The 19436-nt window shown below is 50.9% G+C and carries 20 protein-coding genes; 6 read left to right on the top strand and 14 right to left on the bottom strand.

Annotated elements, in window-relative coordinates; translation table 11 throughout:
• Nucleotides 1–46 precede the first annotated feature (46 nt).
• From D9980_RS02945 to D9980_RS02905, 9 genes are all read right to left on the bottom strand, one after another.
• Nucleotides 47–625 (bottom strand): fimbrial protein, encoded by a 579-nt coding sequence (locus D9980_RS02945; protein ID WP_162304222.1) that lies wholly within the window; start codon nt 623–625, stop codon nt 47–49.
• 8 nt (nt 626–633) lie between these two features.
• Nucleotides 634–1353, bottom strand: coding sequence for a fimbria/pilus periplasmic chaperone (locus D9980_RS02940; RefSeq protein WP_121606356.1), 720 nt, complete (start codon nt 1351–1353; stop codon nt 634–636).
• Nucleotides 1354–1368: 15 nt separating this feature from the next.
• Entirely contained in the window at nt 1369–3852 is a 2484-nt protein-coding gene (locus tag D9980_RS02935) for a fimbria/pilus outer membrane usher protein (RefSeq protein ID WP_121606355.1), read from the bottom strand.
• Between the two features lie 68 nt (nt 3853–3920).
• Nucleotides 3921–4427 (bottom strand): fimbrial protein, encoded by a 507-nt coding sequence (locus tag D9980_RS02930; protein WP_121606354.1) that lies wholly within the window; start codon nt 4425–4427, stop codon nt 3921–3923.
• 79 nt (nt 4428–4506) lie between these two features.
• Complete coding sequence (locus tag D9980_RS02925) at nt 4507–5055, bottom strand: fimbrial protein (RefSeq protein WP_121606353.1); 549 nt, start codon at nt 5053–5055, stop codon at nt 4507–4509.
• A 352-nt stretch (nt 5056–5407) separates the two neighbouring features.
• Nucleotides 5408–5896: a hypothetical protein gene (locus D9980_RS02920; protein ID WP_121606352.1), complete on the bottom strand. Its 489-nt coding sequence runs from the start codon at nt 5894–5896 to the stop codon at nt 5408–5410.
• Nucleotides 5897–5898: 2 nt separating this feature from the next.
• Nucleotides 5899–6717 carry a winged helix-turn-helix domain-containing protein gene (locus D9980_RS02915; protein ID WP_121606351.1) on the bottom strand — a complete coding sequence of 273 codons (819 nt, stop codon included), beginning with the start codon at nt 6715–6717 and terminating at the stop codon, nt 5899–5901.
• 206 nt (nt 6718–6923) lie between these two features.
• Nucleotides 6924–7271: an antibiotic biosynthesis monooxygenase gene (locus D9980_RS02910; protein ID WP_121606350.1), complete on the bottom strand. Its 348-nt coding sequence runs from the start codon at nt 7269–7271 to the stop codon at nt 6924–6926.
• Nucleotides 7252–8229 (bottom strand): cytochrome P450, encoded by a 978-nt coding sequence (locus D9980_RS02905; protein ID WP_121606349.1) that lies wholly within the window; start codon nt 8227–8229, stop codon nt 7252–7254. The genes D9980_RS02910 and D9980_RS02905 overlap by 20 nt, the downstream gene beginning before the upstream one ends.
• Before the next feature lie 79 nt (nt 8230–8308).
• Here D9980_RS02905 and D9980_RS02900 point away from each other — a divergent pair, with 79 nt between their 5' ends.
• From D9980_RS02900 to D9980_RS02885, 4 genes are all read left to right on the top strand, one after another.
• Entirely contained in the window at nt 8309–8992 is a 684-nt protein-coding gene (locus D9980_RS02900; RefSeq protein ID WP_121606348.1) for a helix-turn-helix transcriptional regulator, read from the top strand.
• Between the two features lie 77 nt (nt 8993–9069).
• On the top strand, nt 9070–9777 hold the full coding sequence (locus tag D9980_RS02895; RefSeq protein WP_121606347.1) for a glutathione S-transferase N-terminal domain-containing protein: 708 nt from the start codon (nt 9070–9072) through the stop codon (nt 9775–9777).
• Nucleotides 9778–9915: 138 nt separating this feature from the next.
• On the top strand, nt 9916–11328 hold the full coding sequence (phoA, locus tag D9980_RS02890) for an alkaline phosphatase (protein WP_121606346.1): 1413 nt from the start codon (nt 9916–9918) through the stop codon (nt 11326–11328).
• Between the two features lie 632 nt (nt 11329–11960).
• Entirely contained in the window at nt 11961–12404 is a 444-nt protein-coding gene (locus D9980_RS02885; protein WP_021180553.1) for a helix-turn-helix domain-containing protein, read from the top strand.
• Between the two features lie 95 nt (nt 12405–12499).
• On the opposite strand, the gene D9980_RS26925 is transcribed toward D9980_RS02885, so the two are convergent.
• From D9980_RS26925 to D9980_RS02865, 5 genes are all read right to left on the bottom strand, one after another.
• Nucleotides 12500–12781, bottom strand: coding sequence for a fimbrial protein (locus D9980_RS26925; RefSeq protein ID WP_238393681.1), 282 nt, complete (start codon nt 12779–12781; stop codon nt 12500–12502).
• Nucleotides 12778–13530, bottom strand: coding sequence for a fimbrial protein (locus D9980_RS02880; RefSeq protein ID WP_238393680.1), 753 nt, complete (start codon nt 13528–13530; stop codon nt 12778–12780). Before D9980_RS02880 ends, D9980_RS26925 begins: the two co-directional genes overlap by 4 nt.
• Nucleotides 13527–16085, bottom strand: coding sequence for a fimbria/pilus outer membrane usher protein (locus D9980_RS02875; protein WP_121606345.1), 2559 nt, complete (start codon nt 16083–16085; stop codon nt 13527–13529). The genes D9980_RS02880 and D9980_RS02875 overlap by 4 nt, the downstream gene beginning before the upstream one ends.
• A gap of 74 nt (nt 16086–16159) precedes the next feature.
• Nucleotides 16160–16891, bottom strand: a complete 732-nt coding sequence (locus D9980_RS02870) for a molecular chaperone (protein WP_024484530.1) — start codon at nt 16889–16891, stop codon at nt 16160–16162.
• A 169-nt stretch (nt 16892–17060) separates the two neighbouring features.
• On the bottom strand, nt 17061–17618 hold the full coding sequence (locus tag D9980_RS02865; RefSeq protein ID WP_037412058.1) for a fimbrial protein: 558 nt from the start codon (nt 17616–17618) through the stop codon (nt 17061–17063).
• Nucleotides 17619–18089: 471 nt separating this feature from the next.
• On the opposite strand from D9980_RS02865, the gene D9980_RS02860 reads away from it, so the two are divergent.
• Nucleotides 18090–18806, top strand: coding sequence for an EAL domain-containing protein (locus tag D9980_RS02860; RefSeq protein ID WP_024484532.1), 717 nt, complete (start codon nt 18090–18092; stop codon nt 18804–18806).
• 21 nt (nt 18807–18827) lie between these two features.
• Nucleotides 18828–19418 (top strand): LuxR family transcriptional regulator, encoded by a 591-nt coding sequence (locus D9980_RS02855; protein ID WP_037375072.1) that lies wholly within the window; start codon nt 18828–18830, stop codon nt 19416–19418.
• The last annotated feature ends 18 nt before the right edge of the window (nt 19419–19436 follow it).

The raw sequence follows: 19436 nt of genomic DNA, 5'->3' as shown, positions 1-19436 counted from the left end.
TTACATCGCATAGGGCCTCCCTCCAGCGTGCGGGATCACAGACTGATTAGTCATAACTCAACTGAAAATTAACCACGGCGTAGAAAGCTCCGGGGATCAGCCGTTCAGCCGTACGCTGTGGGATAACGTAAAAAGTTAAGCGATTATCACCAGGCATTAATAGCTGAGCCTGACTGGGCATCCCGGGCCATAACTGGCGATGTTGTTCATCCTCCAGCCGTAAAGCCAACCCCCTCGCCTGACCTGTTACCGCGACCAGCCCCCCTTGCTGCTGTTTGCTGCGCAAGGTGATAGCTACCGTTTGCTGGCCCGCTCCCCAGACCAGGTTATTGCCATGTGCTGCACTGCGAGTTACCCCACCCCAGTGTCCACAATCGCGTAGCAATAAATGGAAGGCGACGGGTGGCGCTTCGTCACCAAACCGGTTTAATACATGGCTGGCTATGCCCCCCAGGCTGACGGTTTGGTCTTCAGAAACCATCTCGAGCGTACAGGCCGATTCGACGATCGAGCCTTTAACCACCAGTGAAGCCACCATGCCATCCACCTGGGTGTGGTTTTCTGCCAACATTGGCAATGACCAAGCTGCCACTGTGCTGACCAATCCCCATTTAATGAAATCCACGGTTTTCATCACTTGGTGTCGTTCACGCTACAGCGCTGCTGCGCGCAGGTAAATGCCAGTTCAGGGCGCCCACCGTAATCGTTGATATAGGTGACTACAGGCGCGTCAAAGACTGTTGATTTCACATCGGTACGGCTTTTCGGCGCCAGAGTTACCGGCACAAAACCGTTGTCTTCACGCCCTTTTGCCCGCGCCGCAATCCCCGCCACGGTGATGTAATAAGGCGTCGGGTTTTCAATCTGGTAACCTGTCGCGGTTTTATGCAGCACCAACTGGTTTTGCCAAACTGCACCTAGCTTCATCACAATGGATGCCGGGCGATAAAACAGCTTCACTTTGGTCTGCAAGGCGATTTGCATCACATTGGATTTATCACTGCGCGGGGGAATTTCACGTAGATTAAAATAAAATAACGTTTCCCGATCCTGTGGCAACGCTTTAGCCTCAGGCATCGCTGATATTCTCACCATACTTTTTGCACCCGGTTCAAGACGCTGAATCGGCGGCGTAACAATTAACGGCCCCGCGACTTTCTGCTGTTCATGATCCTCGATCCACGCCTGTGCCAAATAGGGTAATTGCTTATTCTCATTACTGATATTTAAACTAATCGCTTTGCTGCCGCCTTCATAAATCACCCTGGTACGATCCAGCGTAATAGCAGAATAAGCCGTATGAATAGGCATAATAGTGAGAAAAACAAACACCATAAAAGCTGATTTACTCATAATATGATCTCTTGATTACTTGATAATGTGGCACGGTAATAATAAATTTCCCCGAACCAGCAGTGGCTTAGGCAGTGATACCTGACACCCTTTCGCGCCATTCCAGTTCACACTGAGTGATTCCCCGGCAGTGATACCCGATAGATAGGCCAGGCCACCGTCGCTGACAATGGCCAGTTCTCGCCCCTGTGGGTTAACCACGCTGGCCCCAAATGGCGGATGTTTGCCATCAGGCATGACAATAACCGCCAGGGCTTTTTCACCTTTCAGCAAGGAAAAGCGTCGATAGCCAATAGCTCCCTCGGTTAGCGTCGATTCGACCACCCCTTTGCTGACCTCTACATCATCAGCAAGCTGGTTAATATCTACGCGGGTATCCGTGCGGTAATAACTATTCACGTTCGCCAACACGGCGATCCCGAAGCGATTACTGCGAACTGCGCCCCCTTCTATCGGTACACCAGCAATTCCCTCGGTGCTTAGCATCAAACGAGTACTACCATTAGTTCCTGCTGGATGCAGTGCCGCCCCTTTTGCCGTTGCGGTTAGGCCCCCTTGCATGGAAAGCCCGGCAGAAGTGGTGCCATTTTGTACGTAAGCCGCATTCAAGCTGATTTCGCTGTTATCACCACGGTGAGTGTAAAAACCATTCACCTGTGTCGCCGTTTGCTGACCTCCCAAGTTATTAACCCCGGCGGCAATTCGGTAGTTATTATTGATATCGACGTTATTGGAATAACTCAGTGCCTGATTCAAGCGGTTATTTGAATTCTGCCCGCTATACCCCAAACTCTGGCCACTGCCCAACGGCACGGACAGGCTGACAAATACGGCATCGTTATAACGCTGCTGATATTGGCTACGGCTAGCAGACACGTTTAGCGACAGATCTTTGTGCCCCATAAAATCGAAATAGCGGCTTACCGACAGGCTATAGCTGTCCTCCGGCTGACGATCCCAATAGCTTTGGTGGGTATAGGTGGCATACAGGCTCAACTGGGCAGCCGTAAAACTTTTATTAGCCGTTATGGTATACATCTCTTTACTGTGCGCGACGGTGCTCCCCCCAAAGCGGCTATCCAGGTATTGCCCCATCGACATATAATCGCGCTCAGAAAAGCGATATCCCGCAAACGTGACCTCACTGTCAAATTCATCAAAGCGCTTGGAATAGCTCAGCCGATAGGACTTGCCTTTCTTTTCGCCGTCTAGCCCTGGCAACCTGGCGATAGACTGGGTCACATCTGCCGACAACGCCCCCAGCATAAACAGATTCCGTCCCAACCCAACAGAAACGGCCTGATAATCATCAGCCCCAACGGCACCACCATAAAGCGACCAGTTGTTGGCTACCCCCCAAGAGAACTCGCCACTAGCAAACAAAGGCCCATCTATATCATGCTGATAGGTAGAAGGACGGCCCACGGCGGTTTTATAACGCACCGTTCCCGGCCGCGTCAGATAAGGGACATTGGCGGTATCCACAGTAAAGGTTTGCTGGGTGCCATCTTGTTCATTCACTTGAACATCCAGCCTACCGCTGACGGCACGGTTCAAGTCCCGGATACGAAACGGTCCAGAGGCAACAGTCGTTTCATAAATCACCCGCCCTTGCTGAGAAACCGTCACCGTGGCGTTGGTTTTAGCAATCCCACGGACTTCAGGGGCATAACCACGCAGGTTAGGCGGCAACATGCGTTCATCGCTCGCCAGACCCACCCCGGTAAAACGGAATGAATCGAAGATATCGGAATAAAAATAGTTTTCACCCAGCGTCAGCGTGGCATTCAAACGAGGTAGCGCCCGATAAGCGTACCAGCGGCTCCAGTCGAAATGACGTTGCGCCTGACGTGTTGCAGAGGAGAACTCATAGTTGCCCTGATAATCTCCCCGTAGCCGCCAAGGCCCGATATTGACCCCTGCGGTACCGCTAAGGCTGGCGTTTCTGGAGCTTTCCCCCTGGTGACTTTTGCTGGTTGCTGCGTTGAGGCTATAGTCCAGCAGTACCCCCGGAATACCATTATCCCAGCGGGACGACGGTAACCAATTTGGATCGCTGTATTCCAGAAAGGCCTGAGGAGCACTGACGTATAGCGTACCGTTGGCGATATCGCCCTTCAGCGTCAAACCCGGTAATGCAGAGAAGTCCGCGCACTCTTTCTGGTGCCAAAAAATGACCTTGCTAGCGGCCTCTTCCGTCAGGCCCAACCGGCTGACCAACTCAGCGGGAAAGCATAGCTTGGTGGTATTGGCAACGTTGGTGTCAGCATAAAAGGGGATAGTTTGTTCACGATCGGCAATGTTCTGTTCATTAAGATAAACAGCCATAATATAATTGCCCGGCATCACATAGCCTAGCCGTGAAAACCGTGACAAATCAACGTTATCTCGATCTTCTGCATCTAACACGTCGAGGTTGAATTCTATTGCTTGCGATAGCTTACTGAACCCCAGTAGTGAAATAAAAATCGCCACAGTAATCTTATTGATTCCATTCATAGTTCTATCCAGAAATAAAAGTCCATTTTCAAAATATAAATAAGATTACTTTTAAGCAAAAATGAGGTTCATCGATAGCTAACGACTATATTCATAGTGCTGTAGTAGCTCCCCGATGTCACTTGCTTGCCATTAACCACTAAAAAGACATTATATTTTAATAGTATTTCACCTGAATCAATCGGAATGTCAGACAAAGGAACCCCAGGCGTAATTTTATGGCCTTTTTCATCCTGAACCATGAGTACAAAACCACGATCCTGCAAAGATTCAATAGCGCCATGACTGCCAGGGCTAAAGGTCACTTCTATTGACTGATTCCCGTCTCCGCTATCGTCGGACAAAACGCAATTAATCAGCCTTATTTTAAATGGATAGGCTTGGCTGATCCCGTTGCGCTCAAGCGTTTTTAGTGGGATAGTCCCCAATTCAACCGTTTGAAAAACATTATCCGGCGAGATTGCGCAGGCAGACTCAAGAATAGCGCCTTGTAACTTAACCGTACCCTGTGCCCATACCACCGTATTAAAGTAAAACAGAGCCATAAACAACAGAGTCTGGATGAGCTTACACATAACAATCCATTGTTAATATCCGCCATTTAAGTCACATACAAAATGAAGCATAGGGTATATACCCTATGCTCCTCATTGATTAAGGGTAAGTCAGCGTAAAGTTGGCAACGCTGGAGAATTCACCCGGCGTTACGCTACCATCGGCTTTATTACCTTGCAGATAAGCGGAGAAGTTCAGTTTGTTGTTACCTGCCAACAAACCACGTGCCGCAGAAGGCACACCCAGCGTAATTTGCGTACCGCTACCATCGGTCAAGGCAATACCAGCACCTTTGGCAGTACCCGTGATCCCCAGCAGCTTATCGTTCTCAGCGTCTTTAGAACCACCAAAGGTGATGACGACGTTTTTCTTCGTCGTAATATCACACTTCTCTAAATCAATGGTAAAGTTGCGTGGTGTAGAAGTTCCCGCCTTTGCCAGTAATGAGTTTGACACCTGGCCAAGATCAACAGTTTGGTTGGAACTCTCTGGTGTAATTGAGCAAGGCGCATCAATAATAGAACCGGTAAAGGTAATATTACCGCTACCCTGATCGGTAGCTTTAACCGGATCATCTGCTGCAATCGCGCCAAACGCAGAAATACCGGAAGCCATCACCATCGCCAATACCATTTTATTCATTTTCATAACTATTTCCATTCAGTTAATTTTGATTTCAATCTTCATTTGATCAAGAAGTGGTTAATACGCCCATCTTTCTCAACTCATGCACCACAACCGTAAGAATCATCTACAAAGCTGCGATGAGGAATATCTTAAGCCGCTAATGAGAAAATACTGCAATGAACTCTTCTTAAAAAATAAAAAGTAAGGTAAAAATAAATAAATTCATTATAAATCAAATGGATGTGAATCTTTAAAATGATATTAAATCGTTATTTAAGAGCATTTAAGACGCATAAAAAAGGCCATACTAGCGAAACATGTATGGCCTTAATTAGAGAGGATAAGCTGATGATAAAAAAGGTTACGTTTAGGTTTACTTAATAAACCGACATAAAAGTTGCGGGATAGGATTAGTCGATATCAAATAGCCATTCCCCCCATTACGTTGAACACTGATATTCGTCCATCCATTCTGCTCTCTGATGTAGCTGTAAAGGTATTTTTTAGCCAATAGATCGGGTAGGGTATCAAATGGCGCAACATTGAGCTTATCGGTTCGGATGAGAAATGAGCTATCATTGCTCACCGTATAACTGACCTCAGCATCTCGTTTGATAGTATATTCACTGCCTTGGTCGGTTAGTGTTCCACTATAAGAGATCACGCCATGTCCATTTGAAAACAAGAAAAATATCCCAGCGTGTATGACAACCGTTTTTTTATCTGAGACATAGTCATATTGCACCTGTGAGTAACAGCTGATGCCATCCCGGAGCTGTCTTTTATTCATATAGTCAACCACAACGACAACGACTGCCGTCACTGATAGTATAGAAATAATTAAACACCATTTTCTTTTCATTATTAGCTCTCAATAAAGTAGCGATATCTTGACCTACAATTGCTTCCTTTATCTAAAGCATCGCCATCACAAAAAACCAAAGACTCACGCGGCAATCCAGTATAGAGTGAGATATAAACCCGCTCTTTATTGTCACAATGTAAATCAGCATTAATGGGTAGGTTACCGCCATTATTTTTTACTTTGTTTTTGAAATAATCATCAACATAGAGTTGACATTGATTATAGTCCCCCCAGTACGAATAATGATAAAATCGACTTTGTGTTTTGAGATATTTACCGTAAGCAAAATCAGTAGATGCGGCAATAATAATAAAAAGTAACATGACAGAGGTAAAAACCAGGCTTATCTTTTTAAGGTTATAATGAAATGGAGTATTATGACTACTGACATCACCTAGCCCATCATCAGGGATAGGTGTAGGCAACGTGAGATTGGCCGTTTGAGCCTCGTTGTCTATCCTATTATCAACGCACTCTTCATACTCAGCAATATCTACCGTATCTGCCACCAGCATCCCGCGCCTTGGGATGGTAACAATGATATCCTCCTCAAGACCTAACTGCCGAAAGGCCTTTCGTATCATGGCAATGTTTTGGTACAGCGTATTGGGGTTAATTGGAATGCCATATTTTTCCCACACTTCCTCAAACAATTCTTTCTGTGTGGTAATTTCAGGTTTATTTTTTAACAGAATTTGCAAACAGTTATTCGCTGGTGTGGTAAGGACAATTTCATCATGCTTGTTCCCGATATCTATCAGAGAGCCTGAAATTTTATCGTAGATAACATGATGATTTAAGATGATTTTACTGCTCATGCTCACTCTTCTATATGGGGATTCTTAAGATTTTACTTATACGCATATAGAATAAATTATGGCTATAGATTAATCAACAATTTACTCAGAAAATTCTCATGTCATTATCGCGAACTTTAAAGTGTCATTCTGAATATAACAAACCGCGCTGAGCGCGGTTAATGGTGGCGGATGAATCACGTCAAGACATAGCTATCCATCCGAATTTAATCTGGATGAAAATGGCGGCTATCCGCCGGAGCCTGCTCACGCGGTTCCAAGCCATAATCCCGCACCACCTCGGCCACCCGCAGCCGGTAATATTCCAACACCTCATGCCTGCCACGCGCCTGGGCTTGACGGTGTTGCTCCAGGTTGCGCCACTGCTGTACCGCCGCCTCATCACGCCAGAACGACAGCGATAGCAACTTGTCCGGTTCACTCAGGCTCTGAAAACGTTCGATAGAGATAAAGCCGTCAATTTCCGCCAGCAACGGTTTCAGCTCCGCCGCCAACTCAAGATAGGTTTCCCGCTGCCCAGCGGCAGCACGTAGTTCAAAAATCACCGCGATCATGATTGTTCTCCTCGGCAGTATAAAATTCAGGTACACACGCATTTTGCGAAACACGCCAGCGAAAATGGCTTAACAGTTCGGGCTTAAAATTGAGTTTGGATAAATGATCGATCCCCGCCAAGGCGATCAACCGTGCCCACCGTTCTCCTGGGCAGCGATGAGCACCATGACCAAAGGCAAAACTCTCTTGCGGCGTTTTCAACTGCACCAATACGCTCTGCCCCACCGCCAGCGGTTGGCCATCAAGCAACGTAGCCTGTCGCGCAAACCTGCGGGTAGTATGGATCGGCGGAGTTTGCTGCAACACCGCCAAGATCAACGCTTCTGCCGGTTGATGGCGCTGATTTGCCAGCAACAGTGTCTGGCCGATTAATCCGGCGGTGCCCTCACAGGCCTGGAACCAAAGCCCGATGGCATTGGCTATCGCCAGCGAACGATCGCCAATGTGTTGGCACAGTAGTTCAAACAACGCTCCATCTGCCCGTTGCATCCGGATCTGCAACTTCCCGGCGGCTACCGCCCCCGCAGCCATCTGCTCTACGCTGCCGCCAGGAGCAATACAGCGCACAAAGTCCAACACCTCATCCACCAAGGTAGATCGATCCTGATGTGTCACGCCCAATAAGTCAGCCAGTACGCAAATCGGCAAAGCGTAGTTAAACCGGGTGAGTTGCTCTGCCGTTGTCAAACTGGCCGCTAACCGTTGAGCCACGCAAACCGCAGTCTGGCGGATCTCATCGTCTATGATCGCGGCCAGAGCCGCCTCGATCGCGCCCTTTAATTCACGCTGCCCGGCACCATCATTCATACGCACCAGAGAGGCGAAAATCGAGTGAGCGGGCGTCCCAATCAAAGCAGTGGGTACCGGCTCATCCGTGGGGCGAACACCGAGGTGAGGATGGGTTAAGGCTTCACGCACCGCTTGCCGCGATGCAACAGAAAAGGGGCAGGCCGTCATGGCAATTTCCTTCCGATAAGAATAGAGAACAGCCATTGTCGGGTTAGACGAGCAGCAATACTTCGGTTACTCTCGAAGTATGAATGACAATACGCTTGAAGACCGCCTGGCCGCATTGACGGCCGCTATCGCCGATCGCACCCGAGCGCGCATGCTGTGCCTGCTGATGGATGGGCGCGCCTATACCGCAACAGAGCTGAGTGCGGCGGTGGACGTCGCGGCCTCCACCGCCAGCAGCCATCTGGCACGTTTGCAGGAGCAAAACCTGATCGGTTGTGTCAAACAGGGCCGCAATCGCTTTTACCGTCTGGCGGGCAAACCGGTGGCCGATATGCTGGAAAGCCTGATGGCGTTGGCCGGTGTAGAACGCCCGACGGTGAAAAGCAGCACTCCGGCCTCATTACGTTATGCACGCACCTGCTATGACCACATGGCCGGTGAGATCGCGGTTCAAATTCATCATCAGTTGCTGGCGCGGGCCTGGCTAATCGGAGATAACGACTATCAGCTCAGTGAGTCCGGGCAGGCTGCCTTGACACAGTTGGGTGTCGACTGCTCCCCGGCCCCGACCCGGCGGCGTTTTGCCTGCGATTGTCTGGACTGGAGCGAACGCAAGGCTCATCTCGGTGGCGCTCTGGGCGCTGCCATGTTGGCCGCATTTGAAAAACGTGGATGGGTTCAGCGCCAGCTAGATAGCCGTGAGCTGCAACTGACCGCCGCTGGTAGAAAAGCGCTGAGCGCACATTTTGGCCTGGCGCTTTGAATGCCTGACAAGCTAGCTTAGCTGCCATACTCAATGGGTTTACCTGTTGACGATCCCGTCATATCCGAGGAGTTATCATGTCCGATATTAACCAATTCCCGATCGCCAAACGTTGGCCCGCCAAGCATCCTGAACGTTTACAACTCTACTCGCTGCCGACCCCTAACGGGGTGAAAGTCTCCATCATGCTCGAAGAGATCGGCCTGCCCTATGAGGCGCATCTGATCGACATCGGCAAAAATGAAACCTGGACGCCGGAGTTCCTGTCGCTCAACCCTAACGGCAAAATCCCGGCGATCCTCGATCCTGCGGGCCCAGACGGTAAGCCGTTAGCGCTGTTCGAATCCGGGGCTATCCTGCTGTATCTGGCAGAGAAATGCGGTAAGTTTCTACCCAAGGATCCCTCCCAGCGGTATGAAACCATCCAGTGGGTGTTTTTCCAGATGGCGTCCGTTGGGCCAATGTTCGGTCAGCTAGGCTTCTTCCACAAATTCGCCGGACGTGAATATGAAGACAAACGGCCATTTGAACGCTACCAGAAGGAGTCCAAGCGGCTGCTGGGTGTGCTGGAAGAACGGCTGCAAGGGCGTGATTGGATCATGGGTGCGGAATACACCATTGCCGATATCTCCCTGCTTGGCTGGGTACGCAACCTGATTGGTTTCTATGAAGCGCGCGACGTGGTGGAGTTCGACAACTTCCCGCTCGTGGGCCAATGGCTGGAACGTGGACTGGCAAGGCCAGCCGTTCAGCGCGGTATCAATATTCCTGCCCGCCAAGCCTGATAAGCTATTGGGATAGCCAGGAAAGGCTATCCCTTTTCCCACCTGACGCGTCATAAAAATGTCACTTTCCTGCTCTACTCTCCCGTGTAACAAAATAATGCCAACCCTATTTTTGTATTACGACAAGGAGCCCTACCCATGCAGCAGTCCGTTTCCCTGATCGCCGGTGCCGTATTATCCGCTCTGTTATGTTCCGCCGCCCTCGCTGACAATAATCCCCCCACCAACCGCGCGGCTCGTGGCGATATTACCGAACCCGGCGGTGCACGCCGTTTGGCAGGCGATCAAACCGCTGCACTGCAAGCGTCGCTGTCGAATAAAACCGCTAAAAACGTGATCCTGCTGATCGGCGACGGCATGGGCGATTCGGAAATCACTGGCGCACGTAACTATGCCGAAGGCGCAGGCGGTTACTTCAAAGGGATCGATGCCCTGCCGCTGACCGGCCAATACACCCACTACTCGCTGGATAAGAAAAGCCATAAACCGGACTATGTCACCGACTCTGCCGCCTCGGCCACCGCTTGGGCTACCGGCGTCAAGACCTATAACGGCGCGTTGGGCGTGGATGTGAACGGCAAAGATCAACCAACGATTCTGGAACTGGCCAAGGCCGCAGGTAAAGCCACAGGCAACGTCTCCACGGCGGAACTGCAAGATGCCACACCGGCGGCACTGGTTTCGCACGTAACCTCGCGCAAGTGCTACGGCCCAGAGGAGACCAGTGAGCAATGTGCCAGCAACGCGCTAGAAAAGGGCGGGCACGGATCGATCACCGAGCAGTTGATTAAAACCCGCGCCGACGTCACGCTGGGCGGCGGGGCAAAATCCTTCGCTCAGTTGGCGAAAAGCGGCGAATGGCAGGGGAAAACGCTGAAAGCCCAGGCCGCCGCATTGGGTTACCAATGGGTGGAGGATGCCGAAAGTCTGAACGCGATTAACCTCGCCAATCAGCAAAAGCCGCTACTGGGCCTGTTTGCGCCAGGCAATATGCCAGTACGCTGGAAGGGACCGAAAGCGTCCTACCACGGTAACCTCGATCAGCCTGCGGTGACCTGTGAGAATAACCCAGAGCGCGGCGCCAATGTGCCAACGCTGGCGGCGATGACCGAGAAAGCCATCGAGCTGTTGAAGAACAACCCGAACGGTTTCTTCCTGCAGGTGGAAGGGGCGTCCATCGACAAACAGGATCATGATGCCAACCCATGCGGCCAGTTTGGCGAAACGGTCGATCTGGATGAGGCAGTACAAAAAGCGTTGGAGTTCGCCCGCGCCGATGGTAATACCCTGGTGATCGTCACCGCCGACCACGCTCACTCCAGCCAGATTATTGCCGCCAAGGCCAAGGCGCCGGGGCTGACCCAATCATTAACCACCAAAGACGGCGCGGTGATGACCATCAGCTATGGCAACTCGGAAGAAGGCTCCCAGGGCCATACCGGTACTCAGTTGCGCGTTGCCGCCTATGGCCCACATGCCGCCAACATTGTAGGGCTGACCGATCAGACCGACCTGTTCTTCACCATGCGCGACGCCATGAACATCAAGTAACTAACAGGCTCATTCCCCTCACCCTAACCCTCTCCCAAAAGGAGAGGGGACCAATCGAGTTCGCTGATTTTTCTGCGTAATACTTCATCCATCTTCTTTCTCATCACGTTTCGGAGCAGCACAGCCCCATCAGCGACGCCGGACAACTCCCTCTCCCTGTGGGCTGTCTCTTATACACAACTCGGCATCTTACTGTTTTTTATGGGAATTATTTCAAGTGAATCAATAGGGCACTCGGAAAAATTCTCTTTAAAATCAGCCTGCTATGTTTCTCAAATTACGGCCATTTGACCGCAACTTGAGATGTGTATAAGAGACAGCCCAAAAGGAGAGGGGACCGATCGAGTTCGCTGATTTTTCTGCGTAATACTTCTTCCATCTTCTTTCTCATCACGTTTCGGAGCAGCACAGCCTCATCAGAGACGCCGGGCAGCTCCCTCTCCCTGTGGGAGAGGGTTGGGGTGAGGGGAAACTAAACCCCTACCCCTGGCGGAGCATTTTTCGCCACGTCAATTATCCAAGTTTACCCTTGCGTAACCGCCAAGGCGCGCCTATTATCAAAGAATAAACTTGGATTATTAAGTCCCATTTGACTGTGACCCGAATGTCGTCGCTGCAGGAGAATTAAACCAATGGATCGCGCCAATATCATTCACGACTTGCTGAACTGGATCGAAAACCACCTGGATCAACCGCTGCTGCTGGATAACGTGGCTGCAAAATCTGGCTACTCCAAATGGCATCTGCAACGTATGTTCCGCAGTACCACTGGTCATGCACTCGGCAGCTATATCCGCGAGCGCCGTTTGTCCAAGGCCGCACAGGCACTACGCGCCACGCCGCGTCCCATTCTGGATATCGCCCTGCAGTTCCATTTTGATTCCCAGCCTTCATTTTCCCGGGCCTTTAAAAAGCAGTTTGGTGAAACGCCGGCGGTCTATCGCCGCACGCCGCAGCAAGATGAAGTGGCGCTCTCCTCAGAGCACAGCTATCGGCACAGCACACCGAGCCTGCATTCACTGTACAAACGCCAATGCGTAGACGAAGGCTGCACCAACTGGGTCGGCCAGCGTTAAAAGCAAACAGGCCAACGGGATATAAACCCATTGGCCTTTTTGTTTGGTAAATGGACGCTGTATACAGCGCCCGTATTGAACTGGCGGACGTTTTATCAGTTATATTCGAGGGTAAAGGTGGCAATCGACTTGATGGTGCCGCCCTTCATTTTCGCTGCGGTCTGATAGTAACGCGCCTTGAGCGGCAAGGTGATGGTATTGGTCTGGTTGGCAATGGTATGCCCGGCATACACCGCCGTGCCGCTAGTGATTGGCGTTGAGTTATTGCCGGTCAGCAGTTGGACACCAACGCCGCTGGCGGCATTGCTATCCTGTACCGGCTGGAGCACACCCGGTGCATTCGAGGCATCGCGGGTATAGTCAAAACGTACGTTCACCAGCCCTTCCCCTGTGCCGCCAGGTAACAGTTCCGTCCCCGTCCCCCCACACAGTTGATGTTAATCGAAAAGTCCTGCTCTGCAGCGGTACTGCCCACGCCTTTAAACGCCGCAGTAGCCACCGTACTCAGGTTGATCACCTTGTTTTTGGAACCGGCGTCCACCGAACAGGACGAGGTGACAATGGTGATACTGTTCGCCAACACGTGGGAGATCAGGATCGGTCTTGAAGGACCCGTCCCATCCGCATAGTAAGAAGAATACTGCCCGGGGGCTAACGAGCCGGTACCGGTGTTCTGGGCAATTTTGATCACCTCAACCACAAAATACCCCTCAGCCAGATACACCCCGCCGTTGCGGTAGATCTCGTGCGGATAATAGGCACCTTCCTGCGAGCCGATCTGGCGATAAAGCCGCAGCCCTACCCCCGGTACGTTGGTGGTCCAGATTTTGTCACTGATCGAACTCGGCCCACCTTGTAAAATGCGGCCGTACAACGTGCTATTACCGCTGCAAGAAATATTGTCATCCCGGCGGATATCGAACTTGCCGGTGGCCAGGATATCGCCCACCTTGGTATTCGGCGTAATCAATACTCTGCCGACGTTCATAATGATGTCCTGCGGCCTGGTCGTGTTAACCCGACATTGAGCATATGCCTGTTGCCCGGCCATCATCAGTAACAAAAACAACATGGCTTGTTTAGGGCGTTGGCGCATGGCGGTGAATTTATGGATAACGTTGATCATTTGCAGCTCGCCTCGATAATTTCGTAATCAGTGCTGTTTTGTGTTTTGGCCTGGTAGTTCACGGCACACTGTTGTGTCGGCTGAGTACCCCATTTCACCAATAGCAGCCCCTGTAACGCTTCGGTACGCAGATAGATGCGGCTGCCCTGGCCGACGATGCCGATCACCTGGTTACGGGGATCCAATACTTCGGCACCAAAAGGTAATGCCGTGTTGTTCGGGCCCAGCGCATGAATAATCAGCGCCTGACCTTTGATGGTCTTGAACTCCAGCTTGGCAATCGCACCGGCATAAGGCGCTACCTGCTGGCTGCTGCTTTCCAGCTCAACATCGCGTGACATGCCATTAGGATCCAGCGTGACGTTGGTCATGCGGTATGGGGCAACATAAGGCACCACTGCATAGCCGTTATCATCGATTCGCACCCCAGGAGAGTTGGTAACAATCGCCCCTGCGGCATCCGGCGCTTCAACCAATACCATGGTCTGGCCACGCTGAGGCGTCATGGTCACGCCACCGCTATGGGCCACAATGCTGCCGGAAGCCCCAATGGACGACTGACGGAAATCGCGGCCATAGCTGTAAGAACCGTTCATGGTGGCGAAGCGACTGCGATATTCCCCATTCACACTGGTGTTGGTCCCACCGCTTTGGTCGTTAGCCAAAGTGGCGCTGTAGCTGATGTTGTTATCCTCCCCGGTGGAGCCGTTAATCCCGATGCGGCTGCTGTCGTAGCCTTGGTCGTTGTAGGCCAGTGCGCTGTTCAGGCTGATGTTTTGCGAGCCAACGTTGAACGGGATCGAGAAGTTCAGGAAGTAACGGGTTTCATCGTGGTTATAAGTATCGGTGGTACGCATGGCGGACAAACCGTAAGTAACTCGGCCGATGAAGTTGTTGTAACCCACCTGATACTGTTTGGAGGTACCGCCACGGTTCCAGTAATCGCGCACCGAACCGGTGATATACAGCGATCCCAGATTGGCACCCAGCCCCTGGTTCAGCGTGAGCTGATATTCACTGCGCTGGCGGTTAACCGCATCGGCACTTAAGCCCCGGCTCTCGTTATCACGGGCATACACCGCATCACGCAGTGACAGATAGCCGGAAGTCGAGTAGCGGTAGGCCGCAATGGTGAAGTTGGTGTTGGTTTCCGACATCAGCTTGCTGTAGCTGATTTTGTAGCTCTGGCCGGACATATCACCCTGTTTCAGGCGGGTGTTAGCCTGAGTCACGTCGACGGCAAAAGCCCCCAACGGTGTTGCCACCGCACTCCCCAGCAGCACTGCGCTGTAACCGTCACTCACGGTCGCCCCGGTGTAACCGGTCAGAATATTGGTAAACCCGCGCTGATAAGTCGCCTGGAACATCTCGGGCAAGGTATGTAAATTATCATCGCGAACTTGGCCAGCGGTTAACGCATAGCGCTGGATCCCCGGGCGCAACATCTGTGCCACCGAAGCATAGGGAACGCTGAACTGACGCACGGAACCATCGGCCTCATTGACCGTGACGTCCAGATCGCCGCCGTAGCCGGTAGGGAACAGATCGTTAATCACGAACTCGCCCGGCGCTACGGTGGTTTGATAGATCAACTGGTTGTTCTGGCGAACTTCCACCAAGGCGTTGCTTTGTGCCACACCGCGCACCACGGGTGCATAGCCGTTAAGGGAGTCCGGCAGCATGCGATCGTCGGTGCTCAGTTGCGCACCGCGAAAACCGATCGAATCAAAGAAATCCCCGCTGGTAAAGGCATCCCCCAAGGTCAACATGCCGCGCACAGCAGGAATGGCACGCTGTGCATAGGTAGCCGTGTTCTGCCAATGGGTGCTTTCCTGACTACGCCAGTTCACGTTAGAGTCATGGCGCAGTTGCCAACCGGCAATGTTCACCCCGGCGTTCATCGTCAGATAAGCGTTGGTCGAGTCCGAGTTGCCACCGGAATTGGAGCTGTGCGAATTAAAGGCGTTGAAGTTATAGGACAGAAAACCAGCGGTGATGCCGCGATCCCAGAATTTCGGATCGACATAACCACGTGCGGTACGACGCAGCGCGACCTGGGGAACGCTGACATCCATACGCAAGGTGCTGGTATTGAGGCGGTAAGACGCTTCCGGCACCCATTCCCCCAGCGGCTTGCAGCTGCTGGTCGTCACCGCCGGATCGCTACCCATTGCCGCAGTATCGACGCCAAACTCTTCCAGAGACAGCAGGCTAAAGCAGGTATCGGCACTGTCTTTACCCGGCACGCTCTTGAATTCGATGTTCTTTTTGCCCTTCCATTCCCCGTTGACGTAAACATCCAGAGAATATTTCCCCGCCAATACCGGGTTGCCATCACGAAAGCGCGAAAGATCCACGCCCTGCGCCTGGCCAACCAGGAAATTGCTGTTGAAAGTGGCTTCGACCGGTGCAGCGGCCTGGTTGGCATCGTTTTGAGCCGCTGCCAGCGAAAATGCCGGGGTGGTCAGGCAAAGGGCACTACCGGTCAACAGCAGGATGGATCTGTAATTGAAAAGTGCCGACTTTACGGCGGCAGAGATAGGTAACTCGTTCATATCCATGCATTCCTTTACCAAATTAAGCGTCCCCGCCGGCTGACTTCACCTCGCGGCATGGGGCTTTCCAGGAGTTACTTTTGCTGATTTTTGCTGCGTTGAACCCGGCCACCAAAGTCATTGATGGTGGTGTACTCAATATCAGCGATCCGCGAACTGTCACCGGTAAAGGCCAGCGTTTTTTCCTGGCCAGGGGCCAGCATGTCGCCATGCGGTGCCAACGTGACTTTCTTGCGATTGGCAACGGCATTGATTTCGGTGAAGGAAACATAAAACGGCGTGGGATTTTTCACTTTCACACCGCCCGCCACGAAGCTCCACTGCAGTTTTTCTGGCGCGTCATTGGCTACGCCGCTAAGGCCTTGCGGGCGATAGAACAACTTCACACGGGTTCTGAAGGCCACCTGCAGGAAGTTTTCTGGCGTGGTGTCGGCAGCTGCTCCGGTTGGTGCAGGGGGAATTTCCAGCACGTTCAACCAGAACAGAGATTCTTTGTCTTGCGTCAACGCCGTAGTGGTCAGCGAAACGCGCAGCGCCTGGCCGCCGTTGGGCTCAATACGGCTGATCGGAGGCGAAATAATAAAAGGAGCCTTGCTGTTTTCTGGCGTCGTTTCGGCGTTGCCCTCATCGATCCAGGCCTGAACCAGCGCCGGGGCGGTCCCATTATTGGATAGTTGGACGGTCACTTCCCGCTGTTTGGCCGGATAAATAACGCGTGTGCCGTTCACAATAACGCTGGCAAAAGCGCTGCTGCTGAAAAGCACGGCCATCAGCAATACGCTGTATTTCTTAAACGATTTTTTCATTTTAATATCACTACTATAGAAATACAGCGGGGGAAAAGTTTCCACCCGCCAGAATAAATACCCGATGATTTTCACTCCCTGAAATTAGAGGCTATCAGGGCGAAAAAAATCGCCCCGAAAGGTCACAGGGAGGAAACAACATTTAACTAGAAAAGGGACGGGTAATAACTTATTGGTAGATGATGGTGTATTGTACGTTTGAGGTCACATCACCAGCGCCCGCCGCTGCGGTTGCGAAATATTCCGCATAGTAGTTCAGGTCAGCTGAATCACCTTCATTGGCAACGGTAACCCACTGGGAGTTGGCCTGTGCGCCGTTGTTGGTAGCAGCCAGAATTGGCAGGAATTGGTTGTTGCTACCCAGCAGCTGGATTTGCACGTTGGTCGCGGCATTGGTTTTGGTTTGGTTATTCAAACGACCCGTTTTGAAATCAACGGTTGAACCTGGTTCGAAATAGGTTGCTACCTGGCCTTTAGAGCATTTGGTCAGGTTGATTGCGAATGGAGTACGGCCCGCAGTAGCGCTAACTGCATTCAGGGTAGAAGAAGATACGGTTGGCAGAGTAACGGTAAAATCTTTACCACCCGGGGTGCTGATAGTACAGGTCTGGTCGGTCACTTTACCGTTAAAAGTAATAGTACCATCGGCAGCCTGTGCTGAAAGAGAAGGAATGGCGGTGGCGCATACAGTCAGTGCTAATACAGCGGACAGCTTAGAGATTTTCATATTTTCGACTCTCGGTGAATTAATACATCCGTTAAGTACATTCAACGATGCTACTCCCTGTCAGGAATGAAGCCCGATGAATCCATTGCCCGGCGAAATATAGTCCAAGAACATTCTCATTGATAAATCGTTTAAAACATTCATAACGCCCCTCATGATAGGAAAAAACTATCAACAAATACCTATCGATCGATGTTGACGATTTACCCAGTTCGTAATAATCTTAATTCGTCAAGTTTAGCGGTCAAAAAATTCGATAAAACGCCTAAAAACCAGAATATAACTCTGTTAATGCGCTTTCAGCCATCTTGAGCGCAAGCGTGTTCCCTCTGAAATTTCAATCTTTTAGAGGAATTTACCACCAGGTAAGATGATTCTTTCTTTAATAAGATTATTACCAATAAACAGCCATTTATTTCTTTGTTTATTGTTTAAAATCATACAGATAAATTTCAATCAAAGGATTGAGAAATGCGCAGCGCTTTTAACGATAAAAATAACGGCATTAATTATGTTTTCCAGCCTATGTTTGCCAAATCTGGGCAACTGCTGGCCGTTGAATGTTTATCGCGCTTCTCTTTCGATAGCGAATTTGCGCATTTCTCTCCAGAACAATTCTTTCAGCAGGCCGATCGGGAAACCCGCGTCGAGATCCTGCATCAACAAATTGAATTGATAGAAAAATACCGTGACTGGTTTCAACAACACCAGATCATTGCCACCATCAATGTCGACGACCATTCGCTGCAGGCGCTGGCAAACGGTGCGTTGGCCGATAAAATCCGCGCGATGAATTGCCTGCATTTCGAAATCAACGAGAACGCCAGCAGGCTGGTAAAAAACCGCGTCCATAACGATCCCTCTTTGAATAATTATTCATTTTGGCTCGATGACTTTGGTTCTGGTTATGCCGGGTTTTCCGCCTTGTATAACAGCCGTTTCCGCTTCGTAAAACTCGATCGACAACTGCTGTGGGACTTTATGAAAAAGCCCGGCGGTGAGGGGTTGATGCGCGCATTGTTGCGTTTTTTTCACCTGAATCATTACCGGGTGATTATCGAAGGAGTTGAAACGCACGAACAAAAAAAATGGCTGGACGAAATGCCTTATTATGCACTGCAGGGGAAGTTGTGGCAGGAATCCAGCATCAACGATTTAAATCAGCTGCTTGCTGCTGAATACTTTTAACTCATTATGGGTATCCCCAATATGTCTAAAAACAATGTCCTGGTGATTAGTGAGTGTAAGTACAGCTATGTCGGGCTTTCAATGCTGTTGAAAAAGCATTATGGCAAGTACGATATCAAGCTGTTTTCGGACTTTATGCACGGTGGTGCGAAGGCGGAGAAAATTATCAAGCATGATATTGCGTTGATTTTCACCTCGCAAAATCTGGAACAAAGCGTCAACGTGATCGAAAGCCTGGTGTCTGTGCATCAGCAACACATGAGCTCAACGCGTATTCTGGTATTTTATGATGATGAGCGGGTGGCCAAACTGTTGGCGATCCTGGGGATCTCGGTGGAACTGGTATCGGCGCGCATGCCGCTTTATTTACTAGAAGAAAAAGTGGAAAACCTGCTGGCGAGCGAGGAGTCGGGGCAATTGAAGGTGCAGAAAACCCGCGAGCTCAGCCCGGCAGAAAGCGATGTGATCTTCAATCTGTTGCGCGGTGATAGTCTGCTGAACATTGCAGCCAAGCGCGGAACCCATCCGAAAACCATTTTTTCACAGAAATACAGCGCATTAAAGAAGTTGCGTCTGCGAAATATGAGCACCATTTTCGTCGCTGGCAATTGAGCAACAGGGGCGGACTCA

The sequence above is a fragment of the Serratia sp. 3ACOL1 genome (genome assembly GCF_003668775.1).
GTDB classification, from domain to species: Bacteria; Pseudomonadota; Gammaproteobacteria; order Enterobacterales; family Enterobacteriaceae; genus Chania; species Chania fonticola.
The sequence above is the reverse complement of the archived record's forward strand: the minus strand, read 5'-3'. Positions and strand labels throughout refer to the sequence as shown.